At 58.7% G+C, this 15,050-nt stretch carries 12 protein-coding genes; 7 read left to right on the top strand and 5 right to left on the bottom strand.

Going from position 1 to position 15,050, the window contains the following annotated elements:
• Positions 1 to 16: 16 nt before the first annotated feature.
• Positions 17 to 1,153 carry an NAD(P)/FAD-dependent oxidoreductase gene (locus IPP88_20240; protein ID MBL0124946.1) on the top strand — a complete coding sequence of 379 codons (1,137 nt, stop codon included), beginning with the start codon at positions 17 to 19 and terminating at the stop codon, positions 1,151 to 1,153.
• A gap of 20 nt (positions 1,154 to 1,173) precedes the next feature.
• Positions 1,174 to 1,617 carry a putative toxin-antitoxin system toxin component, PIN family gene (locus IPP88_20235; protein MBL0124945.1) on the top strand — a complete coding sequence of 148 codons (444 nt, stop codon included), beginning with the start codon at positions 1,174 to 1,176 and terminating at the stop codon, positions 1,615 to 1,617.
• Positions 1,618 to 1,693: 76 nt separating this feature from the next.
• Here IPP88_20235 and IPP88_20230 read toward each other — a convergent pair whose 3' ends face one another.
• Positions 1,694 to 2,944 (bottom strand): MFS transporter, encoded by a 1,251-nt coding sequence (locus IPP88_20230; GenBank protein ID MBL0124944.1) that lies wholly within the window; start codon positions 2,942 to 2,944, stop codon positions 1,694 to 1,696.
• A 276-nt stretch (positions 2,945 to 3,220) separates the two neighbouring features.
• Between IPP88_20230 and IPP88_20225 the strand changes: the two genes are divergently transcribed.
• From IPP88_20225 to IPP88_20215, 3 genes are all read left to right on the top strand, one after another.
• Positions 3,221 to 4,087 (top strand): hypothetical protein, encoded by an 867-nt coding sequence (locus IPP88_20225; GenBank protein MBL0124943.1) that lies wholly within the window; start codon positions 3,221 to 3,223, stop codon positions 4,085 to 4,087.
• A gap of 233 nt (positions 4,088 to 4,320) precedes the next feature.
• Positions 4,321 to 5,451, top strand: coding sequence for a polyphosphate kinase 2 (gene ppk2 / locus IPP88_20220; protein ID MBL0124942.1), 1,131 nt, complete (start codon positions 4,321 to 4,323; stop codon positions 5,449 to 5,451).
• 234 nt (positions 5,452 to 5,685) lie between these two features.
• On the top strand, positions 5,686 to 6,006 hold the full coding sequence (locus IPP88_20215) for a hypothetical protein (GenBank protein MBL0124941.1): 321 nt from the start codon (positions 5,686 to 5,688) through the stop codon (positions 6,004 to 6,006).
• Between the two features lie 77 nt (positions 6,007 to 6,083).
• Here the strand turns inward: IPP88_20215 and IPP88_20210 are convergent, their stop codons facing one another.
• The 3 genes from IPP88_20210 to IPP88_20200 are packed head-to-tail and all read right to left on the bottom strand — an operon-like array spanning position 6,084 to position 8,644.
• Complete coding sequence (locus IPP88_20210) at positions 6,084 to 6,410, bottom strand: Hpt domain-containing protein (GenBank protein MBL0124940.1); 327 nt, start codon at positions 6,408 to 6,410, stop codon at positions 6,084 to 6,086.
• A complete protein-coding gene (locus tag IPP88_20205; GenBank protein ID MBL0124939.1) occupies positions 6,367 to 8,322 on the bottom strand; it encodes a response regulator in 1,956 nt (651 codons plus the stop codon). Before IPP88_20205 ends, IPP88_20210 begins: the two co-directional genes overlap by 44 nt.
• Positions 8,315 to 8,644 carry a hypothetical protein gene (locus IPP88_20200; protein MBL0124938.1) on the bottom strand — a complete coding sequence of 110 codons (330 nt, stop codon included), beginning with the start codon at positions 8,642 to 8,644 and terminating at the stop codon, positions 8,315 to 8,317. Before IPP88_20200 ends, IPP88_20205 begins: the two co-directional genes overlap by 8 nt.
• A gap of 575 nt (positions 8,645 to 9,219) precedes the next feature.
• Here IPP88_20200 and IPP88_20195 point away from each other — a divergent pair.
• Together IPP88_20195 and IPP88_20190 are read left to right on the top strand one after the other, a co-directional pair.
• Positions 9,220 to 11,202, top strand: a complete 1,983-nt coding sequence (locus IPP88_20195; GenBank protein MBL0124937.1) for an EAL domain-containing protein — start codon at positions 9,220 to 9,222, stop codon at positions 11,200 to 11,202.
• Between the two features lie 317 nt (positions 11,203 to 11,519).
• Positions 11,520 to 13,502 carry a hypothetical protein gene (locus IPP88_20190; protein MBL0124936.1) on the top strand — a complete coding sequence of 661 codons (1,983 nt, stop codon included), beginning with the start codon at positions 11,520 to 11,522 and terminating at the stop codon, positions 13,500 to 13,502.
• A gap of 133 nt (positions 13,503 to 13,635) precedes the next feature.
• Here the strand turns inward: IPP88_20190 and IPP88_20185 are convergent, their stop codons facing one another.
• A complete protein-coding gene (locus IPP88_20185; GenBank protein ID MBL0124935.1) occupies positions 13,636 to 14,742 on the bottom strand; it encodes an ABC transporter substrate-binding protein in 1,107 nt (368 codons plus the stop codon).
• Positions 14,743 to 15,050: the final 308 nt, after the last annotated feature.

Raw genomic sequence — 15,050 nt, 5'->3', positions numbered from 1 at the left:
CGCCGGCGCTGCCGGCATGATGTGCGCCGCTGAGGCCGGGAAGCGAGGCAAATCGGTATTGCTGATCGACCACTATCACAGGCTCGGCGAAAAGATCCGTATCTCGGGCGGCGGGCGCTGCAATTTCACCAACCTACACGCCACGCCCGAGAACTTCATATCGGAAAACCCGCATTTCTGCCGCTCCGCCCTCGCCCGCTTTACGCCGCGGGACTTCATCAAGCTGGTCGAAAAGCACGGCATCGGCTATCACGAGAAAACGCTTGGCCAGTTATTTTGCGATGACAGCGCTATTCAGATCATCAACATGCTCAAGAGTGAATGCGATCGCGCGCAGGTGCAATGGTGCATGCCTTGCATAATTTCGAATGTGGCGCGCGCGCAAGACCGGTTCACGGTCAAGACTGACCGGGGTGAGTTCACCGCAAACGCGCTAGTGATTGCGACCGGTGGTTTGGCTGTGCCGAAAATCGGTGCAACACCGTTCGGATACAAGATCGCCGAACAGTTTGGTCTGAAGGTTGTGCCGCCGCGTCCTGCCCTGGTGCCGCTCAGTTTCGACCCGGAAAGCATGGCGAAATATGGCGACTTGTCCGGGCTCTCGCTCGATGCGGAAGTCTCCTGTCACGATGGGCAGTTTCGCGAAGGCTTGCTGCTGACACATCGCGGCCTGTCCGGCCCCGCCATTTTGCAGATTTCCACGTATTGGCAGAATGGTTCCGCCAAGGAGCCAGTTCATATCGACCTCTTGCCCGGACCGAGCGCGTCCGAATGGTTGCGCGAACACCAACATTCGAAGCAGCTACTCTCCAACGTGCTGGCGGAGCGCCTTCCCAAACGTTTTGCGCAAAGCTGGTGCGACGTACACGGCATCAACCTGCCCATGAATCAGTTCAGCGAGAAAAATCTGGTCGAGATCACGAGCGCTTTGCACGACTGGCAGGTGAAGCCTTCCGGCACGCTGGGCTACAACAAGGCCGAGGTCACACTCGGCGGCGTCGACACGCGCGCACTTTCTTCAAAGACAATGGAGGTCATGCAGGTCCGTGGACTTTACTTCATCGGTGAAGTCGTTGATGTGACGGGCCATCTGGGCGGATTCAATTTCCAGTGGGCGTGGTCGTCCGCGGTGGCAGCGGGGCAGGCGCTGTGACGTCAAGGCCGCGACTGGTATTGGATACCAACGTCGTCATCGACTGGCTAGTGTTTGATGATCCGTTCATGCGCCCGCTGCGCAAAGGTGTTGCCGACGGCCAAATCGTCGTGCTGACCCATGAACCGGCAATCGTGGAACTGAGGCGCGTGCTGGGCTATCGACAATTGAAACTTGATGCAGCCCGGCAAGCAGACGTGTTTGCACGCTATCAGGCGCAGGCAACGCAATTTTCCATGCCTGCCACATTTTCATTGAAGCAACTGTTGCTGCCCGGCGGATTTCCACGCTGCCGCGATCGCGACGACGAGCATTTCCTCGCCCTCGCCTACCATGCCAAAGCCGACGCGCTGGTCTCGCGCGACAACGCCGTATTCGGACTGAAAAGCCGCGCATCGAAATTCGGCATGACGATCCTGAATGTGCAGGAAATGATCGCGACCCTGTCCGGTATAAGTCAATGACTTTTTGCCAAACTCCAGCATTGACGGGCGTTTTCGGGCATAAACGGCTGGAAATGCGCTCCAGTGCTTGAGTTTGCTATATTTCGTGTACTTCCCGGCCCAGAGCCAACGCAGCGACGATCGCGCTGGCAAGCGTCATCGCGACGCCAATGAAAACCATTGAATACAGTTGCCGGTCGAGCAAGGTGCCGAAAGCGATCGGCGCCAACGCGAGCCCGACATCGAGTCCCGAATAGACCATTCCATACACGCGGCCATAGGCGCCTTCGCCGAGGCGCGCCTTGGTCGCGGCGCGCACCAGCAGGTCGCGCGACGGCCCGGCGATGCCAACGCCGAAGCCCATCAGCGCCATCGTCGGCAGTACCAGCCAGACTGGCATGGGCAACAGCGCCAGTGCAAGCGCAAAAAACACGCCGGACGCAAATGCGAACATCACATAGCGCTCGTGCTGGTTGCCCGGCTTCGCCAGAAATCCGCCAAGGACGAGGCCCGCCGATCCACCCAGCAAATAAATTGATAGCGCCGACGTCGAGGCGGCCAACGACAGGCCGAACAACTCACGCAGCAAAGGCGGTGCAAAATTCTGTAGCGCGCCGAAACCAAACGTCGAGAATAGAAAGAACAAGAATGCAAACCAGAGCATTGGCTCGCGCAGGAACGACCAGGTGCTTCGGGTGACTGTAACGGCCGGGTTTTCCACCGGATCGGCGCGAATTTCGTGCTGGAGTTGGTATTTCAGGAGATCGCGTTTCCATATCAACAGCGTCAGCGACACCGCACCGAAGAGCGCGGCACCGATGCCCGCCGCGCGCCAGCCGGCGGCGCTCGCAATGGCCGTCATGAACAGTGGCGCAATCGCCCAGCCGAGATTTCCGGATATGCCGTGCGTGGAAAAGGCATGGCCCATGCGCTGCTGGGAAACACGCTTCGCCAGAAGCGCGAAATCGGCCGGATGAAACACGCTGTTGCCGATTCCCGCCACGGCAGCCGCGGCCATAAGGGCAACAAAATTGGGAGCGATCGATACCACCAAACCCGAACAAGCCAACATACCCACGCCGGCGCACAGCACGCGATGGGCGCCGAACTTGTCCACCCAGATACCCGCAAGCGCCTGGCCAATGCCGGAGACAACGAAAAATACCGTCATGAGTACGCCAACCTGCGCGTAGCCGAGACCAAATTCCGGCATGAACCACGGAAACAGCGATGGCAACATCAGATGAAAAAAATGCGATGTGCCATGGGCGATACCGACCAGCGAAATGATGGTGGCATCGGATTTGAAGCTGGCGGGAGAAATTGTGGTGGGCGCGGCGGAGGGCATGCCGCGAGTTTACCGGAGTACAGCCCCGCCAGCGTCACCAGTCACTGGACAAGGCGGCCTTGACTTGGGCACCAGTTTGGCGTTCAATTTTCCTTCGCTTTCCGCCGCCGATCCTGCATTTTCTTCCGATTCGCTTGCCTTCTGTCCTTGTATTGTCACGAGGTTGTCTTCGATATCAGTCAATCTCTGCGGGTATCCCGTTTGTCGCACCCGCCGCAACACATACTTCGTCCAGACTCATCCCTCGAAACCTTCGCCGGAGACACCAATATGAAGATGATACGCCGCGCACTATTTATTCTCGCAACCTGCATCGGTGCATTGACCACGGGCGCCATGGCCGCAAACACCATCGACAACAGCGCCATCGGCAAACCTGAATTCCGCGAGCACAAGGCCACCTATGGACTCGTATACCGCCTTCCAAAGGATGTGACGGACATCCTCGACAACAAGATCTACCCGACGCTGCGCGAGCGCCTTATCGCGCTGGGGCTTGGCGATGAAGCGCGCACCTTCAACCTGCAACATGTGACGGTGATGCACCTCCATAGCGCCGATGCAACGACACCCGCGCAAATGCTGAAGGCACTGTCGAAAGTGCCGCCGGTGCTGAATCTGACTCTGAAAGGTTTCTACAATACCGAGGCATCCAAGGGAGCTGGTGCGCCATGGTGGTTCGACCTCGGCGTGGTGAAAAGCGGCCAGGGCTACACCGAGATGATGTCGTTCAACACTGGCGCCACCGCCGCGCTCACGCCCTTGCGCGATGGGCCTCTTCCCCGCTGCACGGGGCCGGTCTACGCAAACATGAGTGACGCCGCGAAGGAACTCACGCGCACGGTCGGCGTAAGCGGTGTCAATGTCATCAAGGACGGGAAGGAAACCGCCTCGCATAATCCGCACAACACCCTTGTGTACAGCATGACCAAATACGATGATCGCCTGCAGGCGGCGATGAAGGGTGTTGCCGAGGAAATGAACAAGATCCTGCCAGACGGCATTAACACCCAGTTCAAAGACGTGTCGATCGTCGAGATCGGCTTCATGGGCAACGTGCTGCGCGAGTTTTATCGCATCAACCTCATCGATGGCACGGCCTTCGATACCACCAGCGGCAAGGCGGTAAGGCTCGGCAAGTAATTCCGAGACACGTCCTTCCAAGCGGCCGGCGCCCAGTTCCCACTCGCGCTGCGACGGCGCGGGCAAACAAAACGAGCCTGTTTCGCGTGGGCACGCTGCATTTGTCGCGCATGGCGTGCACAATATTTGACGCGCATCAAATCCTCGGCGTTCTCCCGGGTGCAAAGTAAATTTAGCGCTCACCTTCAGTTACGAAGGGGGATTGCTTTGCGAAACCAAGGAGAACCCGTTACATGTCCCCACCTGCCGCCCGTCGTACTGCCACCCGTCCACCCGTAAAGCAAGAACCGGCGCCTCGCCCAAGTGTGCGGGCGGCCAAGCGTGGAGACATTGCACCTTCCACGGGGGCGCGTGCGCTCGAAGACTTCGTGGCGGCGGAAGCCACTGAAGCCGCACAGCGCAAGAAAATTGCCGCGGTCGAAGCGGTGATGGATCCCGCGTCGAAAACAGCAGCTCCCGAGCGTGCGAAAAGGATGCGCGCCATTCTGGAAGGCGCCTCGTCGGACGATTTGCGTGTTTTGCGCAACGCATTGCTGAATCCGGCGGGAATACAAACCGCCAACAGTGAAAATCCCGACGAAGAACTGGCGCCCGATTGGCGCGATGGCGGCTATCCCTATCGCAACCTCATGCGGCGCGCCAGTTACGAAAAGGAAAAATTTCGCCTGCAAGTCGAACTGCTCAAGCTTCAGGCCTGGGCCAAAGAAACCGGTCAGCGAATCGTGATCCTGTTCGAGGGGCGCGACGCCGCCGGCAAGGGCGGCACCATCAAGCGCTTCATGGAGCATCTCAACCCGCGTGGCGCGCACGTGGTGGCGTTGGAAAAGCCCTCCGAAACCGAGCGCGGCCAGTGGTACTTCCAGCGCTACGTTCAGCACCTGCCGACACAAGGAGAGATCGTGCTGTTTGACCGCAGTTGGTACAACCGCGCCGGCGTGGAGAAGGTGTTAGGGTTCTGCACCGATGCCGAGTACGCGGAGTTCATGCGCCAGACGCCGGAATTCGAGCGACACTTGGTGCGCAGCGGCGTGCACCTCATCAAGTTCTGGTTCAGTGTCAGCCGAAAGGAGCAGCGACGGCGATTCAAGGAGCGCGAGTCACACCCGCTCAAGCAATGGAAATTGAGCCCGGTGGACCTGGCCTCGCTCGACAAATGGGACGAATACACCCGTGCCAAGGAAGCGATGTTTTTTGAAACCGATACGGCCGACTCACCGTGGACGGTGATCAAGAGCGACTGCAAAAAGCGCGCACGCCTGAATGCCATGCGCTATGTGCTGCAAAAGCTGCCATACAAGAACAAAGACCTCGCCCACATCGGCAAGCTCGACCCGTTAATCATGGGCCGCGCACGTAGTCTATGAACGCGGTGAGACGCACGGCGTGATCATGTAACTCTTCCAATCCGGGCGAGCAAGTCTTCTGGCGCCAATGTGGTAAACACAAGCACTGGCGCGGCGTTTCAGGCATTATTGACCTGCGAGGTCCGCCAGTGCTAGTGGATGTCGTAGGCCAAACCACCCCGTACGCGAGCACGCTTCGGCGCTGGTCACATTGCGCGTCGCGCATTTTCCCTCGCTAAAACGATGCCCATGACGATGACTATCGACATCGACAAACTCACCGAAGCCGAGCTCATCGACCTGAATAACCGCGTTGACGCCCGACTGAAATTCCTGAACCAAATGCGCGCGCATGCTCGCATGCTTGATTTCAGCATCGGCGAGAAGGTATCGTTTCAGCCGGATGGACATCCGCAGCTGACTGGCATCATCACAAAATACAACCGCAAGACCGTCACGGTAATCACCGAGAGCGGACAACAATGGAACGTAGCACCCGCGTTCCTGCGCAGGGCTGCGCCGTCGGCGGGCGCGGGAACGGTGACGTTGCAGGCTATCAACGACGGCAAGAACTAAGCGCGAGTTGCTGTGAGCGCAGCGCGTGCACTGGGGGATTCTGGTTTCCGGACCGCTTTTTTCGCCTTTGCAGTTGCCTAAAGTTTTTCTTCCACGGGGTCAGGTGCTGGCGAGTCAGCCACCGCATATTGCTGCAGGCGTTCGCTGACGGATGCGAGCTCGATACGCATCGCATCTGCAATGGCGCGTGCGGTATCGAAATGGCCCTCACGCGAGGCCGCTTCAGCCTGGGCAGCGAGCCGCGAGAGCGCCAGAGCGCCAAATCGTGCGCTGGTGGACTTCAGCGAATGCGCGGCCCGCTCGGCGTCCTTGGCGGAATCAGTCGACGCACCCGCCACGCTGACGATGAGTTGAGGCGCGCTATCGAGAAACCGGCTCGTAAGCTTGGCCAGGAACCCCGGCATCTCGCGGTCCATCGACACCAGTTGTCCGAACAAAGGCGGGATCGAACGATATCGGGACCTCGGCAGGAGCGGATTCGGGAACAGCGACAGCTCCATGGCGAGCTGTGCTTCTCATTACGGTCGCGAGCAATGACGCGGTATTGAACGGCTTGGCCAGGAAATCATCCATGCCGGCGCCCAGGCAACGCTCGCGGTCCCCGGCCATTGCATTGGCCGTGAGCGCAACAATGTGGGTGCGCGCCGTGCTACTCGCCGCCTCGCGCGCACGAATGCTTCGCGTCGCTTCGAAGCCATCCATGACCGGCATCTGACAGTCCATGAGTACGCAATCAAAGTGGCCTCGCGTGCATTTGAGCACCGCCTCCGCGCCGTCGCCCGCCACTTCTACGCGGTGTCCGGCTTTCTGGAGCATGGCGCGCGCCACCTCCTGGTTGATCTCGTTGTCCTCCACCAGCAATATCTGCAGCGATGTGCCGGTTGCCGGCACGACGGTCAGAACTTCCGGCGGCATGGCGTCGGCAGACGAGCGCGCCAGTTCAAACGGCAACTCCACGCGAAATTCCGATCCGGCGCCGGGCGCGCTCTCGACCTCCACCGTTCCCCCCATGAGGTCGACCAGATGCTTGACGATAGTGAGCCCCAGTCCGGTGCCGCCAAATTGCCGCGTCGTCGAGCTATCGGCCTGACTGAAGGGCTGAAACAGCTTCGAGATCGTCTCATTGGTCATGCCGACGCCGGCGTCGCGCACAATGAAGCGCACCCATCGGCGCGCGTCTCCCGGACGAGCTTCGAGTGCTCGGGCGCCGAGTTCGATCCAGCCGTTCTCGGTGAATTTGATCGCATTGCCGAGAAGATTGGTGAGTACCTGTCGTAGCCGCAACGAATCGCCGTTTAGCCTGACGTAAGGCGGCAGATCGAAAGACGTCTGGAAAGTGTTGCCGCGCGCGCGCGCCAGTTCGCGGTAGGCAGTAACGAGATCATCGAGTAGCCGCGAAAGTTCAAAGTCCTCCCGCTCCAATTCAACCTTGCCTGCTTCGATTTTTGCCAGGTCCAGGATGTTGCCAATCAGTTCTCGCAGCGCATGGCCGGAGGCCTTTATCGCATCGCAATAGCGTCGCTGCTCATCGTCGAGCGTGGTGCCCTGCAGCAGATCCGCCATGCCCAATACACCGTTCAGGGGCGTGCGAATCTCGTGACTCATACTGGCGAGAAACTGGGACTTGGTTCGGTTCGCGGCTTCCGCCTGTTCCTTCGCAATGGCCAGTGTGGCGGTAGCCTCACGTTCGCGGGTCACGTCGCGCATCACGGTCAGCAGCGCCGGACCATCAGAGAGCGCCAGGCTCATTGTCAGGGCCTCAACCCGGCGCTCGCGCCCGCGTTTGTCCTTGAGTCGATACTCGGCGGACGAGTCGACGTCTTGCGCGCCAGACTTAGCGGCCGCAACGCGACCACTGGCGAATTCGCGATGCTCGGCAGGCAAGAGATCGTAGATGCTCATTCCAACCATCCGTTCCGGGGCCTCGAATCCTCTGGCCGCGGCGGCGACGCGATTGACCATCAAGACACGCTCATCTCGGTGCATGACGTAGCCGAATGGCGCCAATTCTATTAGCTGACGCAGATGCTGTTCTTGCTCGCTGGCTGCGTGCAGCGCCTCGTGCAAAGCCTTCGAGAACAGGAATAGCATGGCGCCGGTGGCGCTGAACAGGATGCAGTAGGTGATCAGGATGTTGAGCGGTTTGAGATTCCTGGCTGCGTCAGGGTCGATTGACCACCGGTTCCACTCGAAAACAAACATCACGATTACAGTGAGAATTACAACAGCCGATGCCCATAGCCCTGCGCGATGCCCGATGAGCAGGGCGGAGACAATGATGAGCAAGGCGAGCAAACCCGTGGTATGGCTATGCACACCCTAGACCGGTCACGATCATGTAGCTCACGATCGCAACGTACGTAACGGCCATTACCACGCTGGCCGCAAGCCTTGGTCGGCCTTGACGAGCCAGGAAGAAAGCCAGCATGCACGCGATGGAGACGGCGGTTGGCAACAACAGTAGCGGCACGTCTGCCGTGCCGGAATCCCGCGGACGCAGGATTGCAATCGCTGCGACAGTGATCAGGCTAAAAAAAGCGAGCAGCCAAAACGCCACCTTCTGGATGACGGCTTCAATGCGCTGCGTCTGCCCCATGGCTGGTGTTTTCAATCGTGTCTCGTCGTGGACGGGATTCATGTCGGAAAAATACCCAACCTCAATCTCACAATTTCCATCCTTTTATGATTGTCGTTATCGACAGTTTTCGGTCAAACAGTAGCCATGGCGCGCAAAGAAGTTTCGCTTTCCATTCAATGCATCTTGCTTGTCCAATGCGTACCTTTTGCTTCTCGCATTATCTCGTACTCGCGCGACCACAAACCATGCATTGACGCAAGAAATCACCTACCGAAAAGTGCGAGTCGTACGCTCGGCATCGCCGGGCATTGATCACTTACTGCGCATGAACTTCAGAGGAAGAACTGCCTGAATTTCAACATCTATTAATGTTCCCGATAAACATGCATACCAACTGTTCGGCTGCGGGTATCCGTTCTACGCATCCGGTCCATATTTCGTGGGGCCAGGGGACGCTTTTCTTCCCTGGTTGGCCGGTCTCGACGGTCAAGTGCGAACAGTCGCCAACGTCGCATTACGTACTACGCGAAAGTGTCGAGTGCACTTTCGCGGATCGCCAATCGCGATACAATTCCGCGGGCTTGCGTACCTTGATGTCGTAATCTGCCAACCAATTGAAGACCCCTCCGCAACTCATGTCACTGCCCAATGCCCCCGAATTGCCACCTGCCGTTTCCCAGCCCGATTGGCAAATGGCGGTTGCGCGCGGGCTCAATCGCGAGGCCGAACGGCTGATAGGTCCCAATCCGGCGTTGGCCCGCCAGCGCCTGGATGACGCGACACGCATTGCGCGCGAAATCGGGGCCAACAACGTGCTCGCAATGAGCCTGCTTCTGCGCGCGCGCCTTCACTATGCGGAAGCGCAGTTCGACGACGCGCTGCGGGTCTGCAATGAAGCAGCGATCATCGCGGTCTGCGATGGAGACGTTGCCGTGCAGGCACAAACCTTGTCAGGTCTCAGCGCGATATGGGCCAGCCTGGGACTGGGCGCGGAGGCCTTGCCGCATCTTGAAGCGGCGGCAGAGTTTCTGACTGACACCGAGGATGCTGCGGGGCTTGCGCTGGTACGTTCGCTGCTCGGCGGCGTCGAAGCGCAACTTGGGCGGTCAGAGGCCGGCCTGCGTCAGTTTGAACTGGCGCTTGCGGGTTTCCGTACGCTGGGATTACGGGATCGAGTGGTCGAAACACGTCACAACATCGCTTGCGTGTACAACCTGGACAAGCGTTTTTCCGAGGCGCTGGCCTTATCGATGCAAAACGCGGTCGAGGCGAAACGTTACGGCAATATCACCTTGCTTGCGCACATTGACGCTACCAGTGTTGAAGCATTTTGCGGGCTTGGCCGGTTTGACGAGGCGGTTGCGCACGCGAGAGCCGCGCTTTCGCAGGCACGCGCGGGCTCGCGGGGCGAACTGGACGTCATGCTGTGGCTTGGTATAGCACTCGACAAAGCGGGGAGCGCGGATGAGGCGTTTAACGTGTTGCGCGATACCTTGCAAAAATCGGAAGCTGCCGGCATGCCGGCAAACGGCGCGCTATTGAGTGCATTGGTGGGCATTTGCCGGAAAATGGATAACGCCATTCAGGCAAACCAATACGAAGGCATCATCGGACAAGGCACCCACGAAGAACAAACGCATGTGACACGTTTGCGGCTTAAGGCACTGGAGGCGTCGGTTGAGCTGCAAGGGACGCGACTGCGGTTTGGACATGCTGAAGCCGACCGCGCACGCCTGAAAGCGCAGCTTGAAACTAATGAGCGCCTGCTTGATGCGCGTGGCGCACCGGACCAAATCCGGCATTCGGTGCTCTTGCCGGAAACGGCCGCGGCGCCAATCGGTTTCGATCACTTGTTTGATGGCGCGGCATGCGGATTCAGACTTGCTTATCAGCCGATCGTCGACTTGAGTGTGGGAAATGTTACGGGCTTCAAAGTACTGTTGCGATGGAATCACCCCATGCGCGGAAACATGCTTCCGCTGGAATTTGTCAGCCATCTGGAAACCAGCGGAGAGATCACGACAATTGGTCATTGGGTGCTGCGCCAGGCCTGCGAGGATCTTGCGTTGTTGCAGCGCGAAACATCACGCGCGCTGAGAGTCTCGATCGACGTTTCACCGCGCGAGCTCGAGCGCGCGGGCTACGCGGCTGAAATGATCAAGGTTGTCCAGGAAGCGAATCTCGCCCCGTGCGCGGTCGAGTTGGACCTGACGGACGGCGGCACATTGCCTGTCCATGCGCAGGCGCTACAACAACTTCGGCAATTGCGTGGCGACGGACTTCGTTTTGCAATGAATTACCACGGCTCGGCCTTCACGGATACTGCCGTCGCGCTGCTTTCGCGCATCAAAATTGAGCGCAGGTCCGTCAGTGGTATTAGCTGTGACGAAAGGCAGGCTGCAAACCTGCGCGCAATCGTTCAGGCCGTCAGGATGCCACTCTTCGCCCACGGTATCGAAGGTGCGCATCAACTGGCCGCATTGCGCGCGCTCGGCTGCGAAGACGGTTTTGGGTTCGCGTTTAGCGCGGCGGTGCCTTTGGATATTGCCCGGTTGCTGGTGAATCGCAATTTTGTTGACTTCCCATGCTGCCGCTCGCCGCAAGCTGAATTGGCCTGATCTCGACGCGCAATCGTTTTTGCGGCAGACTCCTCCCTGCACGCAGATTTCTTGACGCAATAAGCGTGAATATTTGCGGTTGGATTGCACTTCGCTACATTGCCCGCTTGTACCGTATCGTCGCCACCAATTCAAACTGGGGAGTTCTTTTCATGATGCGCTTTCACCATGCCGCCCATTCGCTTTCTCGTTCCCTTTTTCGTCACCTTTCTTGTTCCTTATCGGCGCTATTGTTACTGACCTGCGTAGCGGGCCCCGCAGCTTCCGCGGATCGCCCTGTCACGGTCGGTCAGGACTCGACAGATACCGGCGCTAAATTGACGGATCTCGTGACGGAAAAGAAGTCCTCGGGCAACGACCCGCTCGGCCTGCCTTTCGAAGGCGGCAACGCGACCAGCAAATACATCATTAATCCTGAGTACAGCAAAGAAACCGGGGCCACCATGTCGGGCGCCTACGGCAAGATGTTTGGCGATAGCGCGGCGATCGGCGGCATATTGACGCTCGGCAGCCGCAAGAAGGAAGGCATTCTGAATCTGGGCTACAAGACCGGGAACCAGCAACTCATCGTCACGCTGGATCAGTTGCGCCAATCGCTGAATTTCGATTTCCTGTCCGGCCCCGAACGGGTTGAAATGACGCAGAACAGCGCGGCGGCGAGCTATAAATTCAAATTGGGGAAGGACTCACGAAGATTTGTTGAGTTCAATGCCTATCGCCTGAAAACCAATGGCCGCAGCCTGGATGACGTGATCATGATCACCGACACCGTTGACCTTTACGAATCCGCCAGCGTGCAACGTCGGGTGGCCAGCGGCAAGGTATCTGGTTTCCAGGGTCAATTTTCATTCGCGCCATTTTCAAGCAGCGTGTTCAAGACAAGCCTTGGTCAGGAGCGCCTGCAGTACGGGCTCGCTGCGGGTGAAAGCGCGGTACGCCGCACCACAGGGGGACTGGAATGGAACCAGCAACTCTTCAGCGGCTACAGCTTTACGGGTACCGCGAACCAGTTTGCCGCACAGAAGCGCTACAGCATCGGCGTCGAACGCTGCATCTCTGGCGGACAGCAGATCGGCCTCGATTTCATTCGTATCCGCGGGCGAGACGGCACGCCGGACGACAACCAGGTGAGATTGACCTGGGCCGCGAAACTCGGTGGCTCCCCCAACTGCGCGTCGCGCGTTCCCAGCCAGGATCCGGGTGACGATGCACCGACCTGGCGCGGCCGCGACTTGCTCGATCAGGTCGTATTGCGTCCGGATTTCCTGCCATCGCAAGTGGTGGCCAAGGTTGACGACACCGTCGTGCCGCGCCGGCTGATTGCGGTCAACAAAGGCGGCTTGCCGCCGGGTAGCACTGTCGGGCGCGATGGCACCATTGCCGTACCGCTGAGCGAATGCGTGGCCGTGGTGACGAGCGTGACACGCAATGGCGCCACTTTTACCAACAGTGGACAGTTCAGCGTGCCGTCCACCTGCACAACGCTAGTCATCAATCCTGGCGGCTTGCCGAGGCCGTCGGCGGGCTCAGTCGACACGTACGTGGTCAGCACTGGCACGGCAGGAAGTTGCAGCGTTGCGGCGACCGTGAACGTTTCCGCCAACGCCGTCACCGTGGGCAGCGTCACGACGGCAGGTTGCGATACCACCCCCAATCCATTCCGTTTCACGGCACAGGCCAACGTTTTGCTGAATACGCTGGTTGAGTCCAATGCCATCACCATCTCCGGCATCAATGCGCCCGCGCCCATTAGCGTGATCGGTGGCGAATACCAGATCAATGGCGGGCCCTGGACAACCGTGGCGGCATCCACCAACGGTTCGATCGCGGCGAAGGGGCGTCTCGGTGCGACGGGCGCCAAGGCCGGTACGGTTACCAACGGTCAGACAGTGAAAGTACGCCACGTTTCTGCCTCGGTAGGCAATGGCAGCGTCAATACCACGTTGACCATCGGCGGTGTTTCCGCGACCTTCACCTCGACCACTTCCGCGGCCAATGCGGCGCCGACGATTACCAATCTGCCCAACGTGACGGGCGTGAAGACCGCATCCTCCGTGCCGATGTCTGTGACTTTCGATGACGACAAGCCGTTCGCTGGACCTGCATCGGTGTCGGTCAACGCATCGGTGGGCAGTATCAGCGGCTTTGTCGGCGGATCCTACGGGATAAAGAACTTCGTTTACAACGCGCCTGCTGCTCAGACTGCCGGAGGGCCAGGACCGAGCGCCACCTTGACCTTCAGCGTGACCGACAGTGATGGCGTGACGACAACCGCTTTCGTGAATTTTGCGATCAACTGACCGGCAAATTTGAGCGCTTCATGAAAAAACATCGGCCGCATTTGCGGCCGATGTTTTTTCATGCTGGCGAGAGTTTGTTGTATTCGCGTCCGGCGCCGTAAAAATATCCCGAACGCCCGCGACCGCCGGATCTTCAATTCCGAAATTTTCCGTCCGAACTCGCGATGACCGTATCCACAAATTCCGCACCGTTGTGGGCCGCCGCACTGTAGCGGATCACTACGCCACCAAGATCCACGCGCGTCATGCCTTCAAACGCGGCGACGATACCATCAGTGGTTGCGCGTGTGGTGCGTTTCAGTCCTTCGGCAAGCGCTTTCGCGGTGATGTAGCCTTCCAGCTCACTGAATGACGGTGGCGTTGTTGCCTTGCTGATCGCGAGCGCCTTCCGGTATTCGGAAACAATCGGTGCGGAGTCGTTGAACGGAAATGGCACGACCTGGGTAAATACGATCCCTCTGCCGTCCTTTCCGAGCAACTCGACCATTTGCTGCGCACCGGAATTGACGGCCATGATTTGAAGGGCGGTATTCGTCTTGCGCAGGATGCGTATGATATCGGCGTACATCACGTACGATCCATGGTTGAACACGCCCATCGCCTGACTCTTGATAATCTTGTCTGCCATGGCGCGAACATCGGGCTTCCCATCGGCGCCCGGCGAAGCGGGAATGCTGATGACGTCGGCGATGCCGAGTTGCTTGGTCAACTTGCCGATATTGGTGAGGTGGGCGCGACCGTTTTCATTGTCGCCATGGACAAAGGCGACTTTCGTGAGGCCACTGCGTTTGGCGTAAATCAGGAGTTGTTCAAATTCGTCGTAGTGACCCGCGCGCACCGGAAATGAATAGCGGTTGAACGGGGCGCGCAAGTCCGGTGCGCCCGCGAGGCAACCTATCAGCGGCACCTGGGCTTCTGTCGCCACTTTCAATTGTGCGGTACATGGCCCGCCTTCGATTCCGCCGAATAGCGCAATCGCCTTGTCTTTCTCGATAAGCTGACGCGCGTTCTCGCCGGCACGCTTGGAATTGCCACCGTCGTCCAGCGTCTTCAGGATCAGCTTGTTTTTGCCCCATGCGTTCTTGTGAGTGCTGATAAAAAGATTGATACCCGATTGAACCGCTTTTCCGTGTGCCGAAGTGGACCCCGTGAGGTCAATGCTTTGCCCGACAATGATCTCATTCGCAAACACGCTGCCCATGGCGAATAGCGACAGCATTGGAATCAACATTTTTTTCATCAGAGATCTCCGGGCGCGAGTTTGAGCTGCAGATTGCCGTGCAAATGCGCGTACCTTGCTAAGCAAAAAGGCATGGCGACATGCGTCGTGTCAATTCATGGTGAATTTTAGTACGGCAGGTGCGCGAAAAATGCATCCGCAAATGTTAAATCGGGTTACGGCGTCGGGGTTACCCGTCGAATCGCCCCCGGCAACAATTGCTCACGGCCTGACGCCTGACTCCACACAGGCAAATCCTTCTCCGACGCGCCGGGCATGTACATTTTGTGGGCAGCTATCCTTTAGACCCCCCCCCCCCCCCCCCCCTG

This window comes from Betaproteobacteria bacterium, assembly GCA_016720925.1.
Classification (GTDB): domain Bacteria; phylum Pseudomonadota; class Gammaproteobacteria; order Burkholderiales; family Usitatibacteraceae; genus UKL13-2.
Note: the sequence above shows the minus strand (reverse complement) of the source record. Positions and strands in the feature narration are given on the sequence as shown.

What these genes read in the sequence shown, in the direction of transcription:
- IPP88_20230 (MBL0124944.1), bottom strand. Translation starts at nt 2,944, where the DNA reads ATGCCCTCCGCCGCGCCCACCACAATTTCTCCCGCCAGCTTCAAATCC.
- IPP88_20215 (MBL0124941.1), top strand. Translation starts at nt 5,686, where the DNA reads ATGACTATCGACATCGACAAACTCACCGAAGCCGAGCTCATCGACCTG.
- IPP88_20195 (MBL0124937.1), top strand. Translation starts at nt 9,220, where the DNA reads ATGTCACTGCCCAATGCCCCCGAATTGCCACCTGCCGTTTCCCAGCCC.
- ppk2 (MBL0124942.1), top strand. Translation starts at nt 4,321, where the DNA reads ATGTCCCCACCTGCCGCCCGTCGTACTGCCACCCGTCCACCCGTAAAG.
- IPP88_20210 (MBL0124940.1), bottom strand. Translation starts at nt 6,410, where the DNA reads ATGCCGGGGTTCCTGGCCAAGCTTACGAGCCGGTTTCTCGATAGCGCG.
- IPP88_20225 (MBL0124943.1), top strand. Translation starts at nt 3,221, where the DNA reads ATGATACGCCGCGCACTATTTATTCTCGCAACCTGCATCGGTGCATTG.
- IPP88_20200 (MBL0124938.1), bottom strand. Translation starts at nt 8,644, where the DNA reads ATGAATCCCGTCCACGACGAGACACGATTGAAAACACCAGCCATGGGG.
- IPP88_20240 (MBL0124946.1), top strand. Translation starts at nt 17, where the DNA reads ATGATGTGCGCCGCTGAGGCCGGGAAGCGAGGCAAATCGGTATTGCTG.
- IPP88_20185 (MBL0124935.1), bottom strand. Translation starts at nt 14,742, where the DNA reads ATGAAAAAAATGTTGATTCCAATGCTGTCGCTATTCGCCATGGGCAGC.